The sequence below is a fragment of the Pontibacter sp. 13R65 genome, assembly GCF_047525655.1.
Classification (GTDB): Bacteria; Bacteroidota; Bacteroidia; order Cytophagales; family Hymenobacteraceae; genus Pontibacter.
In genome coordinates, this window is record NZ_JBLIQL010000007.1 from 174,518 (window position 1) to 200,161 (window position 25,644).

21 protein-coding genes are annotated in these 25,644 nt (G+C 46.3%); 11 read left to right on the top strand and 10 right to left on the bottom strand.

Annotated features, from left to right (window positions below):
- Positions 1 to 75 precede the first annotated feature (75 nt).
- Complete coding sequence (gene gldB / locus ACMA1I_RS11170) at positions 76 to 1,065, top strand: gliding motility lipoprotein GldB (RefSeq protein WP_337068412.1); 990 nt, start codon at positions 76 to 78, stop codon at positions 1,063 to 1,065.
- A gap of 141 nt (positions 1,066 to 1,206) precedes the next feature.
- Positions 1,207 to 2,403 carry a glycosyltransferase family 4 protein gene (locus ACMA1I_RS11175; RefSeq protein ID WP_337068413.1) on the top strand — a complete coding sequence of 399 codons (1,197 nt, stop codon included), beginning with the start codon at positions 1,207 to 1,209 and terminating at the stop codon, positions 2,401 to 2,403.
- 85 nt (positions 2,404 to 2,488) lie between these two features.
- On the opposite strand, the gene ACMA1I_RS11180 is transcribed toward ACMA1I_RS11175, so the two are convergent.
- Positions 2,489 to 2,632 (bottom strand): hypothetical protein, encoded by a 144-nt coding sequence (locus ACMA1I_RS11180; protein ID WP_414703903.1) that lies wholly within the window; start codon positions 2,630 to 2,632, stop codon positions 2,489 to 2,491.
- A gap of 193 nt (positions 2,633 to 2,825) precedes the next feature.
- Here ACMA1I_RS11180 and ACMA1I_RS11185 point away from each other — a divergent pair, with 193 nt between their 5' ends.
- A complete protein-coding gene (locus tag ACMA1I_RS11185; RefSeq protein WP_337068414.1) occupies positions 2,826 to 3,305 on the top strand; it encodes a DUF4890 domain-containing protein in 480 nt (159 codons plus the stop codon).
- Positions 3,306 to 3,494: 189 nt separating this feature from the next.
- On the opposite strand, the gene nth is transcribed toward ACMA1I_RS11185, so the two are convergent.
- The 5 genes from nth to ACMA1I_RS11210 form a co-directional block, all read right to left on the bottom strand.
- On the bottom strand, positions 3,495 to 4,175 hold the full coding sequence (gene nth / locus ACMA1I_RS11190) for an endonuclease III (RefSeq protein WP_337068415.1): 681 nt from the start codon (positions 4,173 to 4,175) through the stop codon (positions 3,495 to 3,497).
- Positions 4,176 to 4,194: 19 nt separating this feature from the next.
- Positions 4,195 to 4,425 (bottom strand): hypothetical protein, encoded by a 231-nt coding sequence (locus tag ACMA1I_RS11195; RefSeq protein WP_337068416.1) that lies wholly within the window; start codon positions 4,423 to 4,425, stop codon positions 4,195 to 4,197.
- On the bottom strand, positions 4,400 to 5,002 hold the full coding sequence (locus ACMA1I_RS11200; protein ID WP_337068417.1) for an RNA polymerase sigma factor: 603 nt from the start codon (positions 5,000 to 5,002) through the stop codon (positions 4,400 to 4,402). Before ACMA1I_RS11200 ends, ACMA1I_RS11195 begins: the two co-directional genes overlap by 26 nt.
- Before the next feature lie 493 nt (positions 5,003 to 5,495).
- On the bottom strand, positions 5,496 to 5,834 hold the full coding sequence (locus ACMA1I_RS11205; RefSeq protein WP_337068418.1) for a hypothetical protein: 339 nt from the start codon (positions 5,832 to 5,834) through the stop codon (positions 5,496 to 5,498).
- A gap of 728 nt (positions 5,835 to 6,562) precedes the next feature.
- Complete coding sequence (locus tag ACMA1I_RS11210; protein WP_337068419.1) at positions 6,563 to 6,682, bottom strand: 30S ribosomal protein THX; 120 nt, start codon at positions 6,680 to 6,682, stop codon at positions 6,563 to 6,565.
- 382 nt (positions 6,683 to 7,064) lie between these two features.
- Here ACMA1I_RS11210 and uvrA point away from each other — a divergent pair, with 382 nt between their 5' ends.
- The 8 genes from uvrA (at position 7,065) to ACMA1I_RS11250 (ending at position 20,963) form a co-directional block, all read left to right on the top strand.
- Positions 7,065 to 9,866: an excinuclease ABC subunit UvrA gene (gene uvrA / locus ACMA1I_RS11215; protein ID WP_337068421.1), complete on the top strand. Its 2,802-nt coding sequence runs from the start codon at positions 7,065 to 7,067 to the stop codon at positions 9,864 to 9,866.
- A gap of 321 nt (positions 9,867 to 10,187) precedes the next feature.
- The gene (locus ACMA1I_RS11220; RefSeq protein WP_337068422.1) at positions 10,188 to 10,988 is read left to right on the top strand and encodes a HipA family kinase; all 801 of its coding nucleotides are present in this window, start codon (positions 10,188 to 10,190) and stop codon (positions 10,986 to 10,988) included.
- Positions 10,966 to 11,376, top strand: coding sequence for a DUF3037 domain-containing protein (locus ACMA1I_RS11225; RefSeq protein ID WP_337068423.1), 411 nt, complete (start codon positions 10,966 to 10,968; stop codon positions 11,374 to 11,376). Before ACMA1I_RS11220 ends, ACMA1I_RS11225 begins: the two co-directional genes overlap by 23 nt.
- Before the next feature lie 209 nt (positions 11,377 to 11,585).
- Positions 11,586 to 12,347, top strand: a complete 762-nt coding sequence (tpiA, locus tag ACMA1I_RS11230; protein WP_337068424.1) for a triose-phosphate isomerase — start codon at positions 11,586 to 11,588, stop codon at positions 12,345 to 12,347.
- 443 nt (positions 12,348 to 12,790) lie between these two features.
- Positions 12,791 to 13,618 (top strand): 50S ribosomal protein L11 methyltransferase, encoded by an 828-nt coding sequence (gene prmA / locus ACMA1I_RS11235; protein WP_337068425.1) that lies wholly within the window; start codon positions 12,791 to 12,793, stop codon positions 13,616 to 13,618.
- Positions 13,619 to 13,629: 11 nt separating this feature from the next.
- Positions 13,630 to 18,444 (top strand): hypothetical protein, encoded by a 4,815-nt coding sequence (locus ACMA1I_RS11240; RefSeq protein WP_337068426.1) that lies wholly within the window; start codon positions 13,630 to 13,632, stop codon positions 18,442 to 18,444.
- Between the two features lie 397 nt (positions 18,445 to 18,841).
- Positions 18,842 to 19,486, top strand: a complete 645-nt coding sequence (gene plsY / locus ACMA1I_RS11245) for a glycerol-3-phosphate 1-O-acyltransferase PlsY (protein WP_337068427.1) — start codon at positions 18,842 to 18,844, stop codon at positions 19,484 to 19,486.
- Positions 19,487 to 19,592: 106 nt separating this feature from the next.
- Positions 19,593 to 20,963 carry a dipeptidase gene (locus tag ACMA1I_RS11250; RefSeq protein ID WP_337068428.1) on the top strand — a complete coding sequence of 457 codons (1,371 nt, stop codon included), beginning with the start codon at positions 19,593 to 19,595 and terminating at the stop codon, positions 20,961 to 20,963.
- A gap of 185 nt (positions 20,964 to 21,148) precedes the next feature.
- Here the strand turns inward: ACMA1I_RS11250 and ACMA1I_RS11255 are convergent, their stop codons facing one another.
- From ACMA1I_RS11255 to ACMA1I_RS11270, 4 genes are all read right to left on the bottom strand, one after another.
- Complete coding sequence (locus ACMA1I_RS11255) at positions 21,149 to 21,793, bottom strand: porin family protein (protein WP_337068429.1); 645 nt, start codon at positions 21,791 to 21,793, stop codon at positions 21,149 to 21,151.
- Positions 21,794 to 22,073: 280 nt separating this feature from the next.
- The gene (locus tag ACMA1I_RS11260; protein ID WP_337068430.1) at positions 22,074 to 22,739 is read right to left on the bottom strand and encodes a porin family protein; all 666 of its coding nucleotides are present in this window, start codon (positions 22,737 to 22,739) and stop codon (positions 22,074 to 22,076) included.
- Positions 22,740 to 23,087: 348 nt separating this feature from the next.
- Positions 23,088 to 23,687 carry a porin family protein gene (locus ACMA1I_RS11265; protein WP_337068431.1) on the bottom strand — a complete coding sequence of 200 codons (600 nt, stop codon included), beginning with the start codon at positions 23,685 to 23,687 and terminating at the stop codon, positions 23,088 to 23,090.
- A gap of 230 nt (positions 23,688 to 23,917) precedes the next feature.
- Entirely contained in the window at positions 23,918 to 25,456 is a 1,539-nt protein-coding gene (locus ACMA1I_RS11270; RefSeq protein WP_337068432.1) for a YifB family Mg chelatase-like AAA ATPase, read from the bottom strand.
- Positions 25,457 to 25,644 lie beyond the last annotated feature (188 nt).

Consider the following 25,644-nt stretch of genomic DNA (forward strand, 5'->3'; position numbering starts at 1 on the left):
TTGCATAGTTTAAATTGAAAGATAAAGATACTCCAAAAGGTTTTACCCTGTATTTTTGCACAAATATATAATAGAATGTATTACAGACTACTCATACTAGTAACACTTCTTTTTATTTTCGGCTGTAAGAAGAGCACTTGCAGTATACCCGAAGAAGCCGAAAAAATACCTTTGCGTGTTGAAATTGAACGTTTGGAGCAGCGCTTTTTCCAGGATACCAGCCGAAGCGACTTGGCAGATTTTGTAAAAAAACATCCTGAATTTGTAGAGAGCTTTTTCAGGAGGAGCCAGCTCCGTTCCGATTCTGTTCTTATTAATGCGCTGCACGGCTTGGCTACTAACCCAGAGCTTCGAAAATTAGGGAAGGAAGCAGAAGACAGGTTTGGCAATATGGAGCAGGAAAGGCAGGAACTGGAGTCGGCATTTAAGGTAGTTAAATACTATTACCCTGACTTTGTAGTGCCGGAGGTTAAAACATTTGTATCAGGGCTGAGCCGCGATTTTTTAATAACAGATAGCTTGCTGGTGTTAGGCATCGATTTTTTCGTGGGACAGCAAGCCAGTTACCGCCCCGATGTGTACGATTATATATTAAAGCGATACGAGCGGCCAAACATGGTGCCGACTGCGATGCTGCTGCTCTCGAACCGCTTTAACCAGACAAGCCGCTCCGAGCGCAATTTGCTTGCTGAGATGATAAATACTGGTAAAGCATATTATTTTGTAGAATCGGTTCTCCCCTGTACTCCGGACTCGGCCATTATTGGCTACAGCAGAAAAGATATTGCTGATGTGCGCCATAACGAAGCTAAAATATGGGCACACTTTATCGAGAAAGGACTACTGTATGAGAGAAGCCCATTTGTTATAACCAAGTACATTGGCGAACGACCTAATACACCTGAAATAGACGCTACAGCTCCCGGTCGCCTGGGTACCTGGGTGGGCTGGCAAATTGTTAGAAAGTATATGGAGCGTAACCCTGATGTAACGTTGCCGGAGCTGTTGGCTGAAATAGATCATCAGAAGATCCTGAACGAGTCGAAGTACAAGCCTCGCAAATAGCTTAAGAGTTCTTCTCTGCTAAGGAAGTGGTGCTACCCAATTATTCTAATGAAAACGCCCTTCCAGAGTCAATTTTACTTAAAATAAGGCTGGCTCTTAAGCGCCCTCGTTTTATTAGTTTTTAGCCTTCCGGACAAGTTTATGCACATAACGCTACTGCACCAGCACCACCATAGCCCAGATTGCCCGGCTACCTGCCGGCACTACACCTTTCTGGAAGCGCTGGCGCAACGGCACAATATCAGCCTGATAACAAGCAGTGCATGGCGTGAACATCGCATAACCGATCGTTTCGGTTGGGTACCCGAGGGCGTAACGCTCTACGAATGCAACGTGCCTTATAAAAATAAGATGAACGTGCCAGAGCGACTGCTCTCATATGGCCGCTTTGGTGCCTATTGTGTAGCTAAAGGACTCTCGGTGCCTAAACCTGACCTTTTTTGGGCCGTATCGACTCCGCTTACTACACCTTGGGTAACGGCGCAGGTCGCAAAAGCGCGGCGTGTGCCCTGGGTTTTCGAAGTACAGGACTTGTGGCCGTCGTTCCCGATTGCTATGGGGGCTGTTCAGAACCCGTGGCTACAGCGCAGGCTCTTCCAGCTCGAAAAAAACCTTTACCGGAGCGCCAGCCATATTATAACGCTCTCTCCGGATATGACAGCTTACGTAGAGAGCCTGGGAGTGCCTTCACACAAGATTACCACTAACCTGAATGGTACCGATCTACACCTGGCGCAACAGGTAACTGCTGATCAGGTAGAGGCGCTCAGGCAGCAGTTAAACCTTCAGCAAAAGCAGGTAGTACTATATGCTGGCACCTATGGCAGAGCCAACGACATACCCACACTACTTAGCGCAGTTACCGCCCTGGCGAACGAACCACATATTCAGTTTGTGTTTACTGGTAGTGGCTACTACGAGCCGCAGGTACTGGAAATAGCTAGAAAATACCCCAACCTAACGCTGGTGCCACCTCTGCCCCGGCACCAGGTATTTTCACTTTTTAAGTTAGCAGCCGTTTCGTTGGTTACTTTTAATGGCCTGCCGGTGTTGGCCACTAACTCACCTGCCAAATTTTACGATAGCCTGGTTTGTGGCACCCCTGTTGTTGTAACGAACCCTGGCTGGACCAAAAACTTTGTAGAGCGGTTTGGCTGTGGCTGGTATACTCCTGCCGAAAACCCTACGGCACTCGCTAACACCATTACAGAGGCATTGTCTAATCCTGATCATTTAAGGGCTGCAGGTGCCAGGGGCGCTATGGTGTCCAAAAAGCAGTTCGACCGGTTTAACCTGGTGCATCAGGTAGAAGAAGTTTTAAGAAAAGTTGTTCAGTAGCTGCTTTCTCCTTGGTTCCCCTTCATGCAACAAAATTGGTGCTGTATTGGTACCTCTCCAATTGTTACGAGCTAACTGAGCCACTTTAATAATTGGGCTTGCCTCTGAATAATTTAATTGGGCGCGGCTGCTTCGTTAGCTTTTTTTTCATCTTTTTAATAGCATCAAACCTTTCTGCTTTCGGTAAGGTTCCTTGGCAATTCCCGTCATAAGGAGCGGTTAATGTCATTTTTTATGTTTTTATAATTTATAATGGTTTGAAATTCAGGGTTATGATCAGTTTAGAAATCCCTGTTGCAGAGATTTTATGAATTCTGGCACGGGCTTTGGATAAGTCTCATCAACAAAGCAAGTAAACACTAGGCCTACCGTTTTTGCTCTTACCGATAAGAAATCATAGAAGTTGTTAAACTGAAGAAGATATGAAAAAGATAATTGTAATGCTCGCGTTAGGTGTAATGGTTGCTGGTGGTTCTTATGCGCAGGATGCTCCTCAAGCAGGCAAGAAAAATAAAACAGAGCACCGTGCCCACAAAGGTAGAAAGCAAGCCAGCAAAGCTCCTGAAGAGAGAGCTAAAATGAGAACTGAGCGCATGGCGCAGAAATATGAACTCAATAAATCTCAGCAAAATAAATTAGAAGCGCTCCACCTGAAGCAAGCCAGCGAAAGGGAAGCCATGCGCGCTAACCGACAACAAGCCTCTGCTGATCGGGAGGCAACTAAGGAAGCCATGAAAGCGAACCATGCGCAATACCAGGCGGAACTGAAGAAGATACTGAACAACAAGCAATACGCTCAGTACAAAGCCGACCGTAAAGAAATGCAGGACCGCTTTGAGAAGAGGGAGCAAGGCAAGGAGAACAGAGGTAGAAACGGTGCAAAATCTTCTCACAGAAGCTAATACACAAAATCCCCATAGTTATAAAACAAAAGAAGCAGGTTTAGCCTGCTTCTTTTGTTTTATAACTACAATAGTGGCACCTGCACAAAAGCTCCGTCTTGTAGTAAAAATGAATAGATAAAAGTCGCAGGCCTTGTGCCTTATTATATAAAAAAGCCTTCGGAAGGGCAATTTCATTAGTAGAATTGCTTACCCGCCCAGTTTATTCTCCGGATCATCCGGAATGTTGGGGAAGTTCTTCTGGAAAAAGGCACAGAAATGTGTGAGAGGGCATTCTTCACATTTTGGGCGGCGGGCAACGCAGATGTAGCGGCCATGCAGAATGAGCCAGTGATGCGCTTTGGCTACCAGTTCCTGGGGCAGGTTAGCCACCAGTTGCCGTTCTACTTCCAAAGGTGTTTTAGCATCTTTGGTAACCAGCCCCAGACGCTTGCTCACCCGGAACACGTGTGTATCTACGGCCATGGCTGGCTGGTTCCAGATAACTGATACAATAACGTTGGCAGTTTTGCGGCCAACGCCGGGTAGCTTCACCAAGTCGTCTACTGTGCTCGGAATTTCGGAATTGAACTGCTCTACCAGCATCTTGCCCAGGCTAGCCAGGTGCTTGGCCTTGTTGTTGGGGTACGAAATGCTTTTAACATAAGGCAACACCTCCTCAGGAGTGGCTGTAGCCAGGTGAGCAGGTGTAGGGTATGCCTCAAACAAGGCAGGCGTAACCATGTTCACCCGCTTATCGGTGCACTGGGCACTCAGCACCACCGCCACAATGAGTTCATACGGATTGGTGTACGCCAGCTCCGTTTGAGGCTCCGGGAAGTTTTGTGTAAAGTACTCGATCAGGTGCCTGAAACGTTCCTTTTTGTGCATAAAAAAAAGTTTACAGTCGTTAAGACTGCAAACTTAAGCTTTTTGAGTAATTCAGGATGTTGTTAACTGCTCTTTCGTGCGGTATTTTAGTAAAACCTGTAAGCAGGTGGTGTACCATTAACAGATCAGAGCAGCTCTCAGCCAGCTCACTGTCTTGCATTAAGGCCAATTCCAGTTGCTCACAGGCATCATCTGCCAATTCATTATAAACGTACTGGATTAGCTCATTCTGAGTAGAGGTTTTTATCATAAGTGATACTTTGGTTTAGCATCTTTTTCCTCAGGTTTATAAGCGCATAGCGCATACGACCTAAGGCAGTGTTTATGCTCACCCCAGTAGCCTCGGCAATCTCCTGAAAGCTCATGTCAGCATAATGCCGCATCATGAGCACTTCGCGCTGCGCTTGTGGCAGCGTCTGGATCAGCTCGCGCAGGCGGGTATGGGTGTCTTCCCGTATTTGCAGCGACTCTGCGGAGTCTTCTGCAAACGACAGATTATTAAACACGTTGCTCCCGTCTTCCAGGGTGATCATTGGGCTTCGCTTCTCTTTCCGGAAGTAGTCGATGGCCAAGTTATGGGCAATACGGCATATCCAGGACGAGAATTTTCCCTCTTCGTTGTACCGGCCGCTTTTCATGGTGTGAATAGCTTTAATGAAAGTATCCTGCAACAGGTCTTCGGCGGTATACGAGTCTTTAACGATCAAATAAATCGTAGTATATACTTTGTTTTTGTGTCTGTTTACTAACTGTTCAAACGCATTTTCTGTACCTGCGATGTAAAGCGTTACCAATGCGGAGTCGCTTAGCTGGGTAGTTGTATTCATCGTAAAAGCTACATTATGTTTAACGTAAAGCTTTATATCATATTGTGAGCGTTTGTATTAATAAACTATTTTTTGAAGGGTAAATCAAATATAAGTAAAGGTTTTAGTTTGTGCAAATGTTGCTCAAGCTTCTGAATAAAAAGATTCTATAGCAAAGGTACTATGTGCTCTAAAGGTAGCGTTACCGATGATTTAGCATGAGCAAATCATTGTTCTGGAATAAACAGTATGTTATGATGAAAACATTCTGTTTTAACTACAGTTGCCTGCCGCTGCACTATCCTGGCTTTTTACCTTTAGCTCTAGTTTTACCCGCGCAATAACCTTACCAATTACTTAAAGCAGCCAAATCTTGCTAATGAATTTGGCCTTCCGGAGGTTTTTTACTTTATTTTGGCTGAGGGGAGGTAGCAGGGTGCAAAAATAAAGCTCCTTCGCAACTGCCGGTTTATCGGCCTGCAAAGGAGCTGGTTGTTATTTACAGTGTATGTCCTTACTTTCTGCTATAGCCCTTCAGGCGGTTAAGGATCAGCAATAATCTACGATTAATTTCGCGTTCTTCTACAGGTTTGCATTGTGCCGTAATGTCGTTTGGCTTCTGCAGTTTCTGCTCAAGGGCTTTCAAGTGATTGAGGTAGCACTCTAATGTTGTGCAGTTTACCTGGCGAAGAGCCTCTGTTGTATGGTTGCTCTCTGCTGTGTATTTTAGGTTTATAGCGTTTGCTATTTCAGAATTAATCAGCTTTGTAACCGCGTCATCTGTCGTGATTTCTTGCTGGTACACCTTTCTCTCAATGCTCTCCAACAAACTTCTGATGTCCAGTTGATTCATTTAATGTCAGCGTTTAGGTTAATAATTAGACAATACTCTTCTTCTCTGGTTTTTGTATCCAGATGGGATTAGCCGGCCATAAATTATAAGCTATAGGTTGGTGCGTCCACCACTATGTTTACTGTTGCAAGCAGGCCTGGTACTACTATCTGGCTAGGCCAAAGAAGCTAATTTCAGGTTGGGTATATAGGCCCTTTTTAATGTTTTATACTTTTTATTTTGAATGTGTGTTTCAAAATTCAATAACATTTATACGAAGATAATATTTTAATAATAATTAATTTATTCCATTAATAATTTAATAAAAAACAAATAATTGTTATTTATAGGTGCTCTTTTAGGAAACAAAAGGCGTTTTTTGTGAGTTTTTGTTAAATATTGATCTTGTCCTTTGCTTCCTTTTTTCTCTAAATTCTCTTATAGGTCTGACTATATAGGGTGCTTCTATAACTTTCACAGATATTAAGAACAAAAGCCTGACCACTTTACCTGCTCATCGGTATATTTTACAGGAAGCACTTTTACTAAAGTTAACTAATTTATTGGAATATGCAAATTTGTTTTAGGACACTGCCGTACTCTGCTTTGGATATGACAGTAAGTGGTAATACAAGAGCGCGGTACAGCTCGTGTTACTGTTCCTGCAGTTGCCAGTATTCTTAAAACAGAAAGGCGTTGCTCCTAAAGTTGGAACAACGCCTTTCTGTTTATGCTTTTGTATCAGGTAGTTAGGCTGTAGCTTCTTTTTTAGGAGCTTCTGTTTTTTTGTTAGCCTGGCGTGGTCTGCTGTTGCCATAGCTTCCTTTTGCTATTTTACCTTTCTTCGATTTTTTATCTCCTTTTCCCATAAATATAATTTGTTAATGATGGTTTGGTTTAAACATTATTTACTAAATCCATACGGGTGAAAGTGCCAGACAGCTGTAAAAATTTGCCAACTGCCTAGGCTAAGTTACTAAATCAAACAAAAAAAGTAAATCCGGCAGCGGTAAATATGGCAACAGAATAATGCGTAAGCAGGTTATTACCAGTACTGGGCGCAGCAGCCATGTGCTATGCTGACGTTTATGTAGAAGAACAGTCACTGTTTGAGCAAAAGCAGCGGCAACTGTAACCAGGACCTTCTAAATCAGGTTAAGTATTTGTACCTTTGCAAATTAAACAAATTAAGTTTTGGGCTTCGGTTTTAAATGGCTCCTGTGCCATTCAAAGCATGGCTCACCTGGCTGTATGGCAAACAATTCTGAACAAAATATCGATACGCTCGACCCCCGGAATAATATTATTATAAAAGGGGCCAGAGTCCATAACCTGAAAGACCTGAGCGTGGCTATTCCGCGCAATAAATTTATTGTGATCACCGGCCTCTCGGGTTCCGGCAAGTCATCGCTGGCTTTCGACACGCTTTATGCCGAGGGGCAGCGCATGTACGTGGAGAGCCTTAGCTCCTATGCCCGCCAGTTCCTGGGCCGCATGGATAAACCTGACGTAGATTACATTAAAGGCATTAGCCCGGCCATTGCCATTGAGCAGAAGGTGAGCATTAAAAACAACCGCTCCACTGTTGGCACCAATACCGAAATCTACGATTACCTAAAGCTGCTCTACGCCCGCATTGGCAAAACATACTCGCCTGTATCGGGGGAGGTGGTGCAGAAAGACACGGTAACCGATGTAGTGGATTTTATTTTCAGCCTCGAAAACGAAGCCCGGGTTCTGATTCTGGCTCCGCTGCAACTGCAGGTAGAGCGCCCGCTTGTAAAAGAGCTGGATCTGTTGCTGCAAAAAGGTTACTCCCGCATCTACGCCCAGGGGCAAGTGTATTTTATTGAAGAGCTGCTAGGGGACTTGCCAGACCTTGGCAATGAGGTATACATTCTAATAGACCGTGCCGTTATTTACAAAGAAGACGAGGACCTGCAGTTTCGGATTGCTGACTCTGTGCAAACGGCCTTTTTTGAGGGCCACGGCGAATGTCGTGTAATGCATGGCGACGTGGTAAGGGTATTTTCTGACAAGTTTGAGCTGGACGGCATTGTGTTCGAGGAGCCAACTGTTAACTTCTTCAGCTTTAACAACCCCTACGGCGCCTGCCAGACCTGCGAAGGTTTTGGTAGTGTGCTCGGCATAGATCCTGACCTGGTTATTCCGGATAAAAGCTTAACGGTGTATGAGGGAGCTATTGCGCCCTGGCGTTCCGATAAAATGAATGAATGGCTGCAGCCTCTGATCAAAAATGGTATCCGTTTTGATTTTCCTATTCACCGGCCTTACAACGAGCTGAGCCCTGAGGAGCAGGAACTGCTCTGGACCGGCAATAAGTACTTCGAAGGCCTCAACGACTTTTTCAAACACATTCAGTCGCAGTCGCACAAGATCCAGTACCGCGTAATGCAATCGCGTTACCGAGGCCGCACCACCTGCCCTGAGTGCCGTGGCTCGCGCCTGCGGAAAGATGCCAGCTATGTAAAAATAGGCGGCAAAAGCATTACCGACCTGGTGCTGCTCCCCATTACGGAGGTGCTTACCTTTTTCGAGAACCTGCAGCTCTCGGAGCACGAACGCAACATAGCCGAGCGCTTGGCTGTGGAGGTAACCAACCGCCTGGGCTACCTGGTGCGGGTGGGGCTGGGTTACCTTACCCTCAACCGCCTCTCCAATACCCTCTCAGGAGGCGAAAGCCAGCGTATTAATCTGGCCACTTCTCTGGGAAGTGCTTTGGTGGGCTCTATGTATATTCTGGATGAACCAAGCATTGGCCTGCACCCTAAAGATGCCGAACAACTCATTGGCGTGCTGCGCTCGTTGCAGCAGATTGGCAACACGGTTATTGTGGTGGAGCACGAGGAAGAGATGATGAAAGCCGCTGATCAGCTCATTGATATTGGTCCGGAGGCTGGTTCTGGTGGCGGCAACCTGATGTTCCAGGGCACCTTTGAAGAAATGATTGCGACCGCCGAAACCTACACAGGCCAATACCTGAGCGGCAAAATGGAGCTGCCTGTGCCGGCGCAGCGGCGTAAGTGGCGCAACTACGTAGAAATTGTGGGTGCCCGCGAAAACAACCTGAAAAACCTAACCGTTAAATTTCCGCTGGAGGTAATGACGGTGGTGACAGGAGTGAGCGGCTCCGGCAAATCTACACTAGTAAAGAAAATTTTGTACCCGGCTATGCAGAAACTGAATGGTACTACTTCCGAGGCAACAGGTAAACACGATAAACTGCAGGGCGACTACAGCAAAATAGAGCACGTAGAGTTTGTAGACCAGAACCCGATAGGCAAATCGTCGCGGTCCAACCCTGTAACTTATGTAAAAGCGTATGATGCCATCCGGACCCTGTATGCCGACCAGCCTTTAGCGAAAGCACGAGGCTTTAAGCCGTCGCATTTCTCTTTCAACATAGAAGGTGGCCGTTGCGAAGTGTGCCAGGGCGAAGGCCAGGTGAAAATAGAGATGCAGTTTATGGCCGATATCTACCTGACCTGCGACAGTTGCCATGGCCAGCGCTTTAAGCAAGATGTGCTCGATATTAAACACAACGACAAGAACATTTCGGAGGTGCTGGATATGACCATTGCCGACAGCCTGGAGTTTTTTGCCGATCAGCAGAAGATACTGGAACGTCTGAAACCGCTTAACGATGTGGGGCTAGGCTATATTCGGTTGGGGCAGTCGAGCAATACTTTGTCTGGTGGAGAGGCGCAGCGCGTAAAGCTGGCTTCGTTCCTGACCAAAGGCGCTACCCAGTTCAATAAAAACATTCTGTTTATTTTTGACGAGCCAAGCACCGGACTTCATTTCCACGATATCAGCAAGCTACTCACCTCCATGAACGCACTCATCGAGAATGGTAATACCGTGGTCATCATTGAGCATAACATGGACATTGTAAAGTCGGCCGACTGGCTTATAGACTTAGGCCCGGAAGGCGGTACCAACGGAGGGCACCTGCTGTTCGAAGGAACCCCGGAAGATATGGCAAAGCTCGACGGAAACCATACGGCCCGATTCTTGAAAGATAAACTGTAAGTTTTTCTGGAAAACCTGCCTTTAGGATAGCTTATAGTGCTGTTTTACCTCTTGCTTGCCAGGCGGCCAAAGCAGCATTATAAGCCTCCGGAAGGTCGTTTTCATTAGAATTATCTGAGGTTGGTTGTTAATTGGTTGATTGGCAAAAGAATGGCAAGAACCTCGCAGCTCCTGCGAGCGTCTGGTAAAAGTTGGAGCACTATCAGAAACCAGTTTTAGAAAAAAGTCTAGCATCTAAAGTCTAGCATCTAAAATCTCCCAAACCCCTCTGGAAGGCCATTTTCATTAGCAGAATTTAACTTTACAAAAGCTTGTATACGTATGACCTATAGTCCTCCCGAACTTAGAACCGTGACCATGACGCGCTACGTTACGCCCTTGCGCGAAGGCGGCTCTTTGCCAGCCATTGTAGAGGCCGACGACGATTTTCTATATGTAGTAAAATTTAGAGGAGCCGGTCAGGGAGTAAAAGCACTTATCGCGGAGCTTATTGCCGGAGAACTGGCGCGTGCACTGGGGCTAAAGGTGCCGGAGATTGTTTTTATTGAAGTGGATGCCGCTTTTGGCCGCACCGAACCCGACGAAGAAATTCAGGACCTGCTACAGGCAAGTGGAGGACTTAACCTGGCGCTGCACTATCTTACCGGCGCCATCACCTACGACTCTCTGGTAACCACCATAGATGCTACGCTGGCCTCTAAGATTGTGTGGCTCGACTGCTTGGTGATGAATGTAGACCGCACGCCCCGTAACACGAACATGCTGATCTGGCACAAAGAGCTGTGGCTCATTGACCATGGCGCCTCCTTTTACTTTCATCATTCGTGGCAGAACCTGGAGGAGCAAGGCAAGCGGCCCTTTGTGCTGATAAAAGACCATGTGCTGCTGCCTCAGGCCACGGAGCTTGAAGCGGCCGATGCAGCAGCCCGGGCTGCCATAACCCCCGAACGCATACAAGACATTGTAGCACTTATACCCGACGAGTGGCTGCTCACCAGCGATTCGCCATTCGAAACGGCCAGCGAACACCGCAAAGCCTACGCACATTACCTGGAAACACGCGTTGCCCATTCAGACATTTTTATAAAAGCAGCCCAAGATGCAAGAGAGACACTTATTTGAGTACGCTGTAATCCGTGTGGTGCCCTGTGTAGAGCGCGAAGAGTTTATAAATGTGGGCGTAATTGTGTACTGCTCCTCCAAAGGCTTTCTGCAAACGCGCTACGCATTAAATGAAGAGCGACTCCGGGCTTTTTCTGCTGAATTGGATGTGCAGGAACTGGAGGAGCGGCTTCAGGCTTTCGTACGAATTTGCAAAGGAGGTGCCGAGGGTGGTCCTATTGGCAAGTTGCCTATTGCCTCACGCTTCCGCTGGCTAACTGCCACCCGCAGCACCGTAGTACAAACATCGGCAGTGCACCCGGGCCTGTGTGCAGAGCCGCAGCAAACGCTGGACAGGCTGTTCACGCAACTCGTGCGGCAGGAAGCACTGTCGGCTAAAGGAAAATAAAGAGCGAAAGCAGTGCAGATGATATGTGAAGAGAGGCGCACGCTGGTAATTTGCCGGGCGAAGTAGTAGGGTTCTGTGGCGCGAGTCCAGTGTCTTTTTGCCAAAAGTTGCCGGGGTTTAAGTCTTGCCCGAATAAATTGCTAAATTGCCAACACTGCAACGGAAGTTGCTAAACACTAGATCAATCGTTAACCAACACAGTATAAGTTATGAGAAAGAAAATTGTTGCAGGTAACTGGAAAATGAATAAAACATACGAGGAAGCCTTGTCGCTGGTATCAGAAATTGATAACATGCTGCAAGACGAAGGTCGCGGCGATGTGACCGTAATCGTAACGCCTCCTTTCCCTTACCTGCAGAGCGTAGGCAAGTTGGCACAAGGCAATGGCAACCTGCTCCTGGCGGCTCAGAACGTGAGCGAGCACGAAAGTGGTGCCTATACCGGTGAGGTATCGGCAGCCATGCTCAAGTCGGTAGGAGTGGAGTATGTGCTGGTAGGCCACAGCGAACGTCGCCAGTACCACCACGAAGATGCCCAAACACTTTACAAAAAAATGAAAGCTGCTCTTGCGCAAGGCATTAAGCCGATTTTCTGCTGTGGCGAGCCTCTGGAAGAACGCGATGCCGACCGCCATTTTGAGTATGTGGGGCAGCAGCTGAAAGACAGCGTGTCGTACCTGAGCAACGAAGAGTTTGACCAGATTGTGATTGCTTACGAGCCAATCTGGGCAATTGGCACAGGCCGTACCGCCAGCAGCCAGCAGGCGCAGGAGATGCACGCATACATAAGAGAGCAACTTTCGCGCATGTTCGATGCTGAAGCGGCTTTTAACTGCACCATTCTTTACGGCGGCAGTGCAAACCCAGGCAATGCAAAAGAGCTGTTTTCACAAGCAGATGTAGACGGTGGCCTGATAGGAGGTGCTTCGCTTAAATCAAGAGACTTTACCGACATTATCAAGTCTTTTTAATATCAGTTACAGCAATTAAAAAAGCCCTGCTCAGAAACGAGCAGGGCTTTTTTAATGCCTTGCTGCAAGCAAAGCATACTAGCTGAGAATTTCAGAAATGATACCAACATAGATCGGCAGTAGGCAGGCTGTATGCTCCAATTCTGCTAATAAAAATGCCCTTCCGGAGGCTTTTTTGTACTTCCCGGTATAAGGGCATTTAGTTATTGGGAATGAGCCGGAGAACCCGGTTTCGGTAAGGAAAGCTCAAGTATTATAAAAACTTTAACATACCTAAAAACAGGTAGCGGTTTGCTACTATTATTGGTATATATAATTATATTTGGATTAATTTTGCACAGGCAGATGCCTTGTACGCAGGTGCTTTCCATTTCAGCAGACAGAATAGTGTTACTCAATACCTTTACCTGCTCATACACATTGAGCGGCATAATATTAATTTCATGGATTTTGTAGAAGTAGACTTACAAGTTAACTCCGAATTTGCGGACATACTCATTGCCGAATTTGGAGAATTAGGCTTCGATGCCTTTGTGGAAACAGAAAATGGTTTCTGTGCCTACATAAACGAAGAATTGTTTGAACAGCAGGCGCTGGACGAGGTGCTGGAGCGCTATAGCAGCATGGTGCAGGTAACATACAAGGTACAGACAATTGAGCGGCAGAACTGGAACGAGGAGTGGGAGCGTAATTTTGAGCCGCTCTTTATTGCCGGGCAGGTATCGGTAAGAGCTTCTTTTCATGAGCGGCCGGAAGCAGCGGTATACGATATCGTCATTAATCCGAAAATGTCGTTTGGCACCGGGCACCACGAAACCACTACTCTCATGATCGAGAACCAGCTTACCCTGAGCCACACTGGCAAACGTGTACTGGACATGGGCTGCGGCACCGGCATATTGGCTATTGCAGCCGCCCAACTGGGAGCCACCGACTTAGTGGCCGTAGACATAGAAGACTGGACTGTAGAGAATGCCCGCGAAAATGCCGAACTCAATGCCTGCCAGATAGATGTAAGACTTGGTGGCGCAGAGCAGATAGCCGGAGAGAAACCTTTTGATATTATTCTGGCGAATATAAACCGCAACGTGCTGTTAGACAATATGCCCGCTTACAAAGCAGTACTGGTACCGCAAGGCTGGTTGGTGCTGAGCGGCTTTTACACAGAAGACCTTTCCAAGATTCGCGAAAGGGCAGTGGCACTCGGCCTGACTTATCAATCTCACCGGGAAAAAAATAACTGGGTTTCCGCCATTTTCCAGGCTATCTAACCTACCCCCTCATGAAACAATCCTTACTCCCCTTCTTTTGCTTCTTACTTTCTGTTTTTTCTGGGCAGGCGCTGGCCCAGTCGAAGTTGTCTGAAAACCCTGCTGAGTTTGTTGCTGATGCAAAAGCCCTGTTGCTTAACGGAAAAGGACCTAATGCCCAAACCCTTGCCACCAATCTAGAGGAACTCTGGAACAGCGGCAGGTTAACCTCGCGGCAGCAGCAGGAAATTGTAAGCATCTCGCAGCAGATGTATAAAAAGAAAATGCGAGCACGGCCGCACTTCGAACAATTTTTTGGTATGTTCACCGATGGCAGCAGCAGGCACAACCTGCGTGGCAGCACTTTAGACAACATGCTGGAGGTAGTAGCCAAATCCGTAAAGCAGGAAGACATGGCCAACCTGGAGCGCTTTCTGGCAACCAGCAGCCTGTACCTATCATCAGGCCTGCTGTTTCAGAACAAGTTTCAGAAGTTGAGGGTAGTAGGGGGCAAATTTAGCTTTGAGTACGAAGGAGGGCCAGCAGCCAAGCTAACAGGCAAAGAAAACAGCAACAACGCGGAGTGGGATAACATTTCATGGGACGATGAAGTGGAGCCTACTCAAAGTGCCGAAGAAGACCCCTGGGGAACCATCAGCACCGCTCCGGTAAAGGCAACGGTTTTAAGTAAAAAAGAGCAGGCGCTGCAGGCAAAGCAACGCTTTATTCCGGCGCAGCCTAAAGTGGAAGGGCCGGCACTAAAGCTCGAGAACATTACGCTTGCTTTTGTTACTCCTCACGATTCGGTGACCATTGCACATACCAACGGGCATGTGGTGCTGGCGCATCAGCTTTTTGTAGGCGAAGGCGGCAATTTTGAGTGGCAGGTAAACGGAAATCCTGCCTCAGCTATTTTCCGCAAGTACAGCTTTAGTATTACAGCACCTGCTTATAAGGTGCCAGATGCTACATTAACTTATTCTGCTATTCTGCAGGAGCCAATAGAAGGAGCTTTTGAGTATAAAAGCCTGAAAAGGAGCAGCAAAGGCGAAACAGGTTACCCAAAGTTTATTTCTTTTACAGATAATGCCAGGCTGAAGAACCTTGATCAGAACATGGTGTACAGGGGCGGGTTCTCGTTGGCAGGCAACCTATTGGGGAGCAGCTGCCTCGATGGTAAGACCTCTGAAATAACGGTATCACACAATGGTGCCAAAAAGTTCAGGTCAGAATCGCGTGGGTTTGTGATCTCAGACAGTTTACTAACCTCCTCACGTGCCTCTGTAGAAATTTACCAGGGTAAAGACTTGCTCACGCACCCTGCCATGCAGCTGGTTTACTCCAGGCCAACCAACAGCCTCACCCTTACCCGCGAAAAAGGAACCCACAGTAATACGCCTTTTCTGGATAACTACCACCAGATGGAAATTCTGGCTGAGAGACTGCACTGGAATCTGGCTACTTCAGACATCGACTTTCTGACGGTGAGCAACAAAATGCTGGTGCCGGTAAGGCTGGAGTCTGCCTCCTATTTTTCAAACAGCCAGTATCAGCAGTTGGTGGGAGTGGCTACTTTTCACCCGCTTAAGCCACTGATTGCCTATGCCACCAAGGCGAATACCAATGAGTTTAATGTGTCGGATGTAGCCAAGTACACCAAACTGCCTGAAGAGGGTTTTAGAGATGCTGGCCTTAGGCTGGCGCAACTAGGGTTTATAGACTACGATGCACCCTCCGGCCACATCAGGTTAAAGCAGAAAGCCTGGCACTATGTAGGAGCCTCGCAACACAAGCACGACTACGATCACCTGGTTATTAAATCATTTGTGCCATCTGGCAGAAACGCGACCTTGAACCTCGAAACTAACAGGCTGGAAGTGCGTGGTGTGCGAAAAGTATTCTTTACCAGCGATACCACCAGTATTTACATCATTCCGGATAGCAGCACCATCACCATCCTTTCGAACCGCGACATGGAGTTTAGCGGCGAAGTACATGCCAACCAACTTGCCTTTAAGGGAACTGAATTTAAGTTCGATTACAATGAGTTTTCCATAGACTTGCAGAAACTCAAGTACATGTCGCTAAACTCTAAAGAACCCAAAAAGAACAGCAAGTCTAAAACCATTAATCAAATTGTGCCCGGTAGCAGTGGAAAGTTCTCTGGTAAGCTCTACATAAACAGGCAAGACAACAAATCTGGCAAAGATTATTTATCTGATTACCCGAAATTCGACGCGCTTTCAGGTGGACAGCTCTCTTTTTCGAGCCCCGATATTTTAGGTGGTGCCTACGACTCTACTGTGTATTTCGAAATGTTCCCATTCAAGGTAGATAGCCTGAGCAATGCCCGGCGTGGTGAGGTAGGGTTCAAAGGCAGGTTCCACTCCGGCGGCATGATGCCTCCCTTCGAAACCAAAGTGGTCATGATGCCAGATGGAGCTATGGGCTTTCATCATAAAGCACCGGTTGCCGGTATTCCTGTTTTTGGAGGCAAAGGCATTGTGTACGATTCTATTGTAATGAATGCAGGCGGCCTCCAGAGCAAAGGCAAACTAAAATACCTTACTGCTACCCTCCAGGCACCTGTGTATACTTTTTATCAGGATTCGGTTACCACTCCCAATGGAACGGCAGTAACAATAGCTGAACCTAAAGCCGGAGACGCAGATTTGCCTGGAGCTACCTTGGCGGCTTACAGCATGCGCTGGTTGCCAAAAGCTGATACCATGAACCTCCGTGTTTTGTCAGAACCCATGAAGTTATACAAAGAGCCTTTCTTGTTAGAAGGCCTGGTAAAGCTCACACCTTACGGGTTGTATGGTAGCGGCAAGCTTGATAGCGAAACATCGCTGTTGCTGTCTGATAGGTTCTTGTTTAACCAGCGCAGCTTTTCGGCTAAAAACGGGCAGCTCATTTTAAAGTCTGATACCAAAGATAAACCCGCATTAGATGCGCGGCAGGTGCATGTACACTATAATCTGGCAAAAGGCTTAGTCGATTTCGAAACAGTGCAGAAAGGAGCCGCCAGCCTGGAGTTTCCTAAGGCGCAGTATAAAACCTCGCTAAGCAGCGGCACCTGGGACATTGCCAGGCAAAAAGTTAACTTGAAAGCCAACACAGATGGTGCCAGCAACCTATTTTACTCCTTGCACCCTGAGCAGGTCGGCTTGCGCTTTATGGCTGCCAGCGGGCAATACGATCTCAAAGAAAATGCACTACAGGCTATTGGCGTACCCCATATTGCGGTAGCCGATTCTTACATCGTGCCTGATAGCGGTAAAATTGAGATTACAGCAGGTGCCGAAATGAAGCCTTTGCAAAATGCTTCCATTATGGCAGATTCCCTGCACCAGTTCCATAAAATGCATGCTGGCAACATCCGTATTCTGTCGCGTAACGCATTTAAGGGCGATGCAAGCTATACCTACCAAACCTCAACAGACACTCCTTACGAACTGCATTTTTCAGATTTTGCCTATGGTGCTCCAGTTGCCGCTAACTCTAAAAAGAAGTTGCCTTCTTTTACTACTGCTGTGGCAACGGTAGGGGAGACTAGTCCTTTCCCTGTGTTTCCGAGCATCGTATACAAAGGTAAAGTCGCCATGAACTCCTCGCAGAAGTATATGAACTTCGATGGTTTCCTGAAGCTCAACTTCTCTGGCGATGCTGCCGATACAGACTGGTTTCCGTTTAAGCGCGATTCTCTGAACCCCGAAAAAATACTTATTCCGCTCTCCAACCCAAAAACAGCTGATGGAGTACCTTTGCGCAGCGGACTTCATTTAGCTGCCGGCTCTGCAGATATGTATCAAACCTTTGTTTCCAGAAAGCTTGAAGAAGAAGACCTGGACCTGTTTACCGTTGATGGTTTGCTGACTTACAACAAAGACAAAAATGAGTTTGAAATCGGCGACGCTAAAATTCTAAACGATCCGGCTTCTTACGAAGGCAACGTGCTCCGCTTTAACCCGGAGTCGAACAAGTTAAACTTTAAGGGCAAGTTGAACTTGCTGAAATCAACTAAAAACTTTGGAATAGAAGCTACCGGCGCAGGTACTGCCAACATAGACAGCAGCCTCTACCTGATAAGCGCTTTTATGGCTTTCGACCTAAATGTGCCTGCTCCGGCCCTTGCCATTATGGCCAAAGGGCTGAAAGAAAATGCCGAAGGCTTGCCGGCTGCAGTTACAGCAGATGAAGAAACCTTTAACAGAATTGCCGATTTCTTAAATAATCGCGATGCCCTTAAATATAAAGAGCGAAGCACCAGCAAGCATGTTCCGCTGCCTTCTGTTTCTTCCAAACTGGTTCGGAGTCTGCTGCTAAACAATGTAAACTTAAATTGGTCGGCAGAGAAAAAGGCTTGGCACAGTGTAGGCAAAATTAGCTTGGCAGGCATACTGAAAGAAGACATTAACGCACAGGTGGATGGGTATTTGGAAGTGCGCCAAGAGTATGGCAAACCTGTGGTCAATCTGTACCTGCAGTCAGATGTGTACAACTGGTACTACTTCAGTTTTGTAGACAACGGCCTTATTATAGATTCATCTGACGATAAGTTCAACAAGGTTATCCGGTCTAAGTCTAAAGGAAGCCGGGAGCTAACCGCTACAAACTACGGCTTTTTTGTGGCGCAGCCTGCTGAGCGCACCAATTTTGTGAGCTACTTTAGAACCAGTTACCTGAACGGGAAAGAAGACTTTAAGCTCTCTTCTGCAGCCAGATCTTTCGATAATGCCGCTCCGGTAGGTTACGACTACGACGAAGAAGACAGTAATAAGAAGAAGAAAAAGAGCAAAAGAGGCGCTTTAGAAGAAGAGTATAACGAAGAAGAGTACAACTAACCCTGCTGTTGCAGATTTGCCTAAGCTATTTTTTAGCATCGGCATAAAATAAAAGCAGTCCTGGAAATAAAATTTTTAGGGGGTGTAATAAGTGGAGCCAAAGTCATGTTTCCTAACAGGTTAATACATGACTTTGGCTCCACTTATGTAAGGGTACAATGCCTATGTGCAGTAGGAGGTACTTGTTCCGCGTAGTAATTTTTAGTAGTTTGATGCGAGTAGAAGCAAATTTTTAGAACCAGGAACTAGAAACTTGGGTATAAAGTTTAAGTGGGGCTCATATTGGAGATTAGATTAAGATTTAGCTATATTTACGTCTTTTCGTATAAGGCTAGCAGGCTTTAATAAAGCCTTTCAGTTATAATATGGTTATGGCTGTTTTATAATTTTATAATTCATGAATATACTTCTGTTTGTTTTGCTTTTTGTAGCCGCATACCTGATTGGTGCTATTTGTACGGCGGTGTGGCTGGGCAAAGCCTATTATGGTATTGACATCCGCCAGCATGGTAGCGGTAACTCAGGAGCAACCAACACATTTCGGGTATTGGGCAAAAAGCCTGGTGCTATCGTTATGTTTATCGATATCTTCAAAGGTTGGGCTGCTGCCTCGCTTGCAAATTTCCTTGTCCTGTTTAATGCCATTGAAGCAGATAACCTGATTACGTTTAAGTTGATACTGGGCGGTTTGGCCGTATTAGGTCATATTTTCCCGGTGTACGAGAAGTTTAAAGGCGGCAAAGGCGTAGCAACCTTGCTAGGTATGATGCTGGCTGTGCAGCCGGAAGTAGCGCTTGTTTGTATCGTTATTTTCATGATCGTACTTTTTACCTCCAAGTATGTATCGCTTGGTTCCATGATCGCAGCGCTTGCTTTTCCTATCCTGTTGCTGCTGCCTCGCTTTAACCCTGAGAACCCGGTACTCATAGTATTTGGATTCGTGTTGTTTGCCGTTGTTGTGCTCACTCATCGTAAAAACATTAACCGTTTGCTACAGGGCGAAGAAAGTAAAACCACTATTAAATTGGGGCGCAAAAGATAAGTGCCTGCACAAGTGCTTCGTCCGGCATCTTGCCGACAAAATAGTAAATGCCACCCTTTAATCGGGGGTGGCATTTTTCATAAAAAGATCCAATTCTTAATCGATTATGCTAAAAAACTATATCTCCGAAAACAAAGACAGGTTTGTGAACGAACTGATGGACATGCTTCGTATTCCCTCGGTTAGTGCCGATCCTAAGTTTAAGGCCGATGTACTTAGAACGGCCGAGTTCGTGAAACAAAAGTTAGAAGATGCCGGCGCAGAGAACGTAGAACTTTGCGAAACGGCTGGCTATCCGATTGTGTATGGCGAGAAAATAGTAGATCCTGCTTTGCCCACTGTGCTGGTTTACGGCCACTACGATGTGCAGCCCGCCGACCCGTATGAGTTGTGGCATTCGCCACCATTTGAGCCGGTAATCAAAAACGAAAAGATATATGCCCGTGGTGCCTGCGACGATAAAGGCCAGATGTACATGCACGTAAAGGCGTTTGAAACCATGATGCAGCACAATGCACTACCCTGCAATGTTAAGTTTATGATAGAGGGTGAGGAAGAAGTGGGCTCGAGCAACCTGGGCACCTTCGTGAAAAATAACCTCGACCGCCTGAGAGCAGATGTTATCTTGATTTCGGACACAGGCATGCTCGGCAACGACACTCCCTCTATTACGTCAGGCCTACGCGGCATGAGCTATGTAGAAGTAGAAATTACAGGCCCTAACCGCGACCTGCACTCCGGCAGCTATGGCGGCGCGGTTGCCAACCCAATCAATATTCTTTGCCAGATGATTGCTTCGCTGCACGATGAGAACAACCATATTACCATTCCTGGTTTTTACGATAACGTAGAGGAACTATCGGAAGAGGAGCGACAGGAGATGGGGCGTGCACCTTTTGATCTGGATAAGTATAAGCAGTCGTTGGCCTTGTCCGATGTGCATGGGGAAAAAGGATATACCACCCGAGAGCGCGTTTCTATTCGCCCTACGCTTGATGTAAACGGCATTTGGGGAGGTTATACCGGTGACGGTGCTAAAACCGTAATTGCCTCCAAGGCCTATGCTAAAATTTCGATGCGGCTGGTGCCCAACCAATCGTCGGAAGAAATTACGGAGAAGTTTACAAAGCACTTTATGAGCATAGCTCCCCCTAGTGTGCAGGTGCTTGTAAAACCACATCATGGAGGAGAGCCAGTGGTAACACCAACTAACTCGGTAGCTTACCAGGCAGCTTCCAGAGCATACGAAGAGGCTTTTGGTATAAAACCTGTTCCTGTGCGCAGTGGTGGCTCTATTCCGATTGTAGCGATGTTTAAATCTGTATTGGGCATCGATTCTGTGCTCATGGGCTTTGGCCTCGACACCGATGCCATCCACTCGCCAAACGAGAGCTTTGGCCTTTTCAACTTCCTAAAGGGTATAGAGACCATACCACTGTTTTACCAATACTACACCGAAATGAGCAAAAGCAATTAGCCATAACCAATGTAACAAAAGCGGGGCTGTCTGAAAACTCAGGCAGCCCCGCTTTTGTTATAAGGAGAGTTAAGAGTTGAAGAATAAAAAAAGTACTTTTAGTTTAACCATTCAACAATCAACCAAATTATTCTAATCAAAATGGCCTTCCGCAGGCTTATTAACCAACATGAGGCCAAGGGTTGTTAGAGGATGCCAGGCAACAGGTAACCTATGGAAAGCTGAAATACCGAGTTTCTCATGTTCAGGCCCTGGCTGGAAAAGGAGCGCAGGCCACCTGTGTGGCGAAGGCCAAGAAAAACACCATTATCGAAGGCTAGTCCGCCGCCAATGGCATAGCCATAGTCAAAAGATTGAAACTCGCTCCGATCAAAGCCCTGCTGGCCTAGGATAACGGGAGAGGCGCTGCCTGCTGTGCTAAGGTCTATTCTGCTTACGTCGCTATTTACACTTACCAGGTAACTACCGTAAGGGCCTGCCTCTACAAAAAGGCCGCCTGCTCTAAGTTTAACAAGTAAAGGCAGCTGGATGTAATTCAGGCGCAAGTCGCCGGAGTAGGCATCGGTTTGGTTGGCTTCGTAATTGCTATAGGTAAATCCTTTTTTTATGTAAAGCAGCTCTGATTGCAGCGTAACAGGCGAAACAAAGTCATAAGCGGCAATAAGACCAACATGAGCGCTGGCGTAGCGGTTTATCTGCTCAGAGGGAGCATCCTTGCCAACAGCTCCGCCAACTCCACCACCGGCTTTTCCGCCAAACCGGAAGTATTGGGCTTGTGCTGCCAGTATCGGACTAAGTACCAACAGCAGGAGTAAAACTTTCTTTTTCATAGGTGCGTGGTTTACTGGTTAGGTGTGTAGTCATTGTCAATAGCTTCCCTCTTGTACTGACCTCGCCCAAAAAAGTTAAGAACCCACGACGCTGTTGCGCGTGTCGCGATAAGAAAGAAGTTTAAAGCTTAAGTTTGAGTCGTTGCCTGATGTTTGCCAACAACATAAGCGAGTAGCTGAAGTTTTGTAGGCTCTTAGTTGTTGTATCCTAATAACTTATAAAGTAAAAGGTCAGCCTTACCAGAAGGTAAAGCTGACCTTTTACTGAACTAAATTACAATTAGTTTCCTACTGTAAAACCAACAGTAACCATAATTATTGAGTGGCGTGCATTTGACACATCGCCGCCAAAATTTACATCATTTTTTACAAAATCGCTGAAGTTGCCATTGTAGCGCAACCCAAAGCTGATGCCATTGTTAGAAGCAAAACCAATACCAGCTGCGTAGCCAGCCTCAAAATCAGATAATCCTTCTTTGCTTCTTTGGCTAGAGCTTTCGCTTACCAGAGTTCCATTGCTGCTGTATGTTTTTACCTGGTTGTTAACACCTATCAGGTAGGCAACCTGCGGACCGGCTTCAAAATAAAGTGGACCAGCTTTTATTCTTGCCAAAATAGGTAAGTCGAGGTAATTGTAATTTACATGACCTTCGCGGTAACCAGGGTTACCAACGCCTAAAAGTACAGGCACTTTTTCATCGTATTTAAAGCCCTTAACAGAATATAATAGCTCTGGCTGAATGGAAAAAAAGTCACCAACAATACCAAAGTTCAACGTAGCCCCAGCATGAAAACCAATTTTGTTCTTAAACAGATCCTCATTCTGTAAATCACCCGATAAGTTTGAAATATTGGCGCCGCCTCGAATACCGAATTTCGCTGTTTGGGCCTGCGCAAGAGTGGCAGTAGCAAACAGAATAGAACATACTAGGAATAATTTTTTCATAATCATTAAATGTTTTATAGTTGACCTTTATACGTGCTTTTAAGAGCAGGAGATAGCAAAGTTATTTAATAAAATATTAATTTATATATATTGTTTTTCTTCTATAAAGCTCTTGCTTTCTGCCTTGCCCTTGTTTTGTTAAACACGTACTTTCATATTGAATATAACAACAAGCGGGCCAAAATATATATATTGAATATATAGCGACTTGGAATATGTAGGAAATAGTTTAATATGATATTGGCTATGAGAAATATAGCTGGTAATTAGGTGGCGAAAAAAAAAGCACCCGGCCTTCAGGCGCGGGTGCTATAATAAGTTTTATTTTGTACTAATGGGTGTCACGGGTTAACGGGTTGGCAATGCAAAGCCGGCTGTTAACATGAATACGGAATTCCTAAGATTAGGATTGTTTCCGCTTGTGTCAAACGCCCTTGAGAAGTCTGAAGTATAGCGCACACCTAGGCTCATGCCCAGTGGAGTAGCAGTAAGACCAACACCTGCTGCATACCCAATATTGGTGCGACGCAGACTATTTATATCATCATCCGTTAGCATAAACGATCCGCTTTGATTAGACCACTCTGCTTTCTCGCTAATACGAACTGCTACCTGTGGGCCTAATTCAAAATAAAGCGGGCCAGCATTAATTCTACCCAGAACAGGAACTTCTATAAAGCTGGTGCGCAGTTTAAGCATTTCGATTTCGCTCTGAGCTCCTTTTTGCGTGTAAAGTACTTCTGGCTGAATCGTTAAAAAATTATCTATGATGCCAAAGCTGGTGGTTAAACCGGCATGGAAGCCCCATCTTCTTTTAAAAGCATCATTGTCATTACCTTCAAATCCGGCGAGGTTAGCACCTGCTCTCACACCAATACGTGGTCCTTGTGCTTGTGCTGCAACTATAGTTGCTAAAGCAAATACAAGAGATAGAATTGTCTTTTTCATAATCGTAATACTTTAGGGTTTAGGGTTACTAATAGCCAAGTTTTTTATTGGCCAGATGTTAGCCTAATACGGGCTGTTTCCAGGAAAGTATAAAAAATATTATCTTTTTTAAGTTTGATGGTTGCTGATCCAGAAGAAGCTATTTCTTAAGTTAAACAAAAAAAGCAGCTGCAATTGATGCAGCTGCTTTGTGTAAATTGATGTTTATTAAATTGTTAAGGCATGTTTAACTAGCCTGCCCATCCTTCTCTGTCAAGGCTGCGGTATTGTATGGCTTCTGCCAAATGTTCAATTTTTATTTCTTCGCTTTTTGCCAGGTCTGCAATGGTTCTGCTTACTTTTAGTATGCGGTCGTAAGCCCTGGCCGATAGGCCCAGACGCTCCATAGCAGTTTTAAGTAGCGTTCTGCCTGCCTCGTTTATCTGGCAGATCTCCTTTACCATTTGTGAGGGCATCATGGCGTTAGAATGAATGGTGTCATAAGCTTCGAACCGCTGGCGCTGTACTTCACGAGCGGTTACGACACGTTCACGAATGGTGCTGCTTTCCTCAGACTTGCGGGTTGAGGTCATCTCATCGAAAGTAACGGGAGTAACTTCTACGTGCAGGTCAATGCGGTCGAGCAGGGGGCCGCTCACTTTGTTGAGGTAGCGCTGCACAATGCCCGGGCCGCACACACATTCTTTGTCGGGATGATTATAATAACCGCACGGACAGGGGTTCATACTGGCAATCAGCATAAAATTAGCCGGGAAATCTATAGAGGTTCTGGCGCGCGAAATAGTTACACGACGCTCCTCCAAGGGTTGCCGCATTACTTCCAGCACGGTGCGCTTAAACTCTGGTAATTCGTCCAGAAACAAAACCCCGTTGTGCGAAAGCGATATTTCGCCAGGTTGTGGCACACCGCCACCTCCTACCAGTGCCACATCTGAAATAGTATGGTGCGGCGACCGGAACGGCCGTGTAGACAACAGCGATGCTGCTGTACCCAACTTACCAGCCACAGAGTGAATTTTGGTTGTCTCTAGTGCTTCAAAGAGTGAGAGAGGCGGCAGAATGGAGGGCAAGCGTTTCGCCAGCATGGTTTTGCCAGCTCCGGGCGGGCCAATCATAATCACGTTATGACCTCCGGCTGCTGCTATTTCCAGGGCTCTTTTAATATTTTCCTGCCCCTGCACATCGGCAAAGTCGGCGGCATATTGGTCTACAGCGCTATCAAATACTTCGCGTGTGTTTACGATGGTGGGAGCTATCTGGCGCTTGCCATCCAGAAACTCCACCGCCTCCTGCAGGTTGGTAACACCAATAACTTCGAGGTTGTTTACAATGGCGGCTTCACGGGCGTTGTGCTCCGGCAAAATAAATCCTTTAAAACCTTCTTTACGCGCTTGTATGGCAATGGGCAGTACTCCTTTCAGAGGCCTGAGCGACCCATCTAAAGACAGCTCGCCCATAATAATGTATTCGGAGAGCTTGCCTGTCTCGATCTGGGCAGAAGAAGCGAGTATGCCCAGAGCAATGGTCAGGTCATAGGCAGAGCCTTCTTTCCGAATGTCGGCGGGAGCCATGTTTACTACCACCTTTTGCCGGGGCATGCGGTAACCGTATTGCTTTAAGGCAGAATCTATACGCTGTTCTCCTTCTTTGATAGCGTTGTCTGGTAAGCCGACTACATAGTATTTGGTTCCAGCTCCTACGTTTACTTCTACGGTGATAGTGTATGCGTTTACTCCTTGTACTGCGCTTCCGAATGTTTTAATGAGCATGTTCTAATATCAAAATAATTTCCCTGTGCAGGCATAGCTGCTACCAGTACTGTTTTTGGCAGCCACAGTACCGCATTTTGTAGTCAACGGCAAGAGCTGTAAACGTGTAATTTGTTTTCTAACCAAAAACAACGGCTAAAAAGTTGCCGCCGATTAATTTTTTTATGTTGAAAAGCCAAAAACTGGTC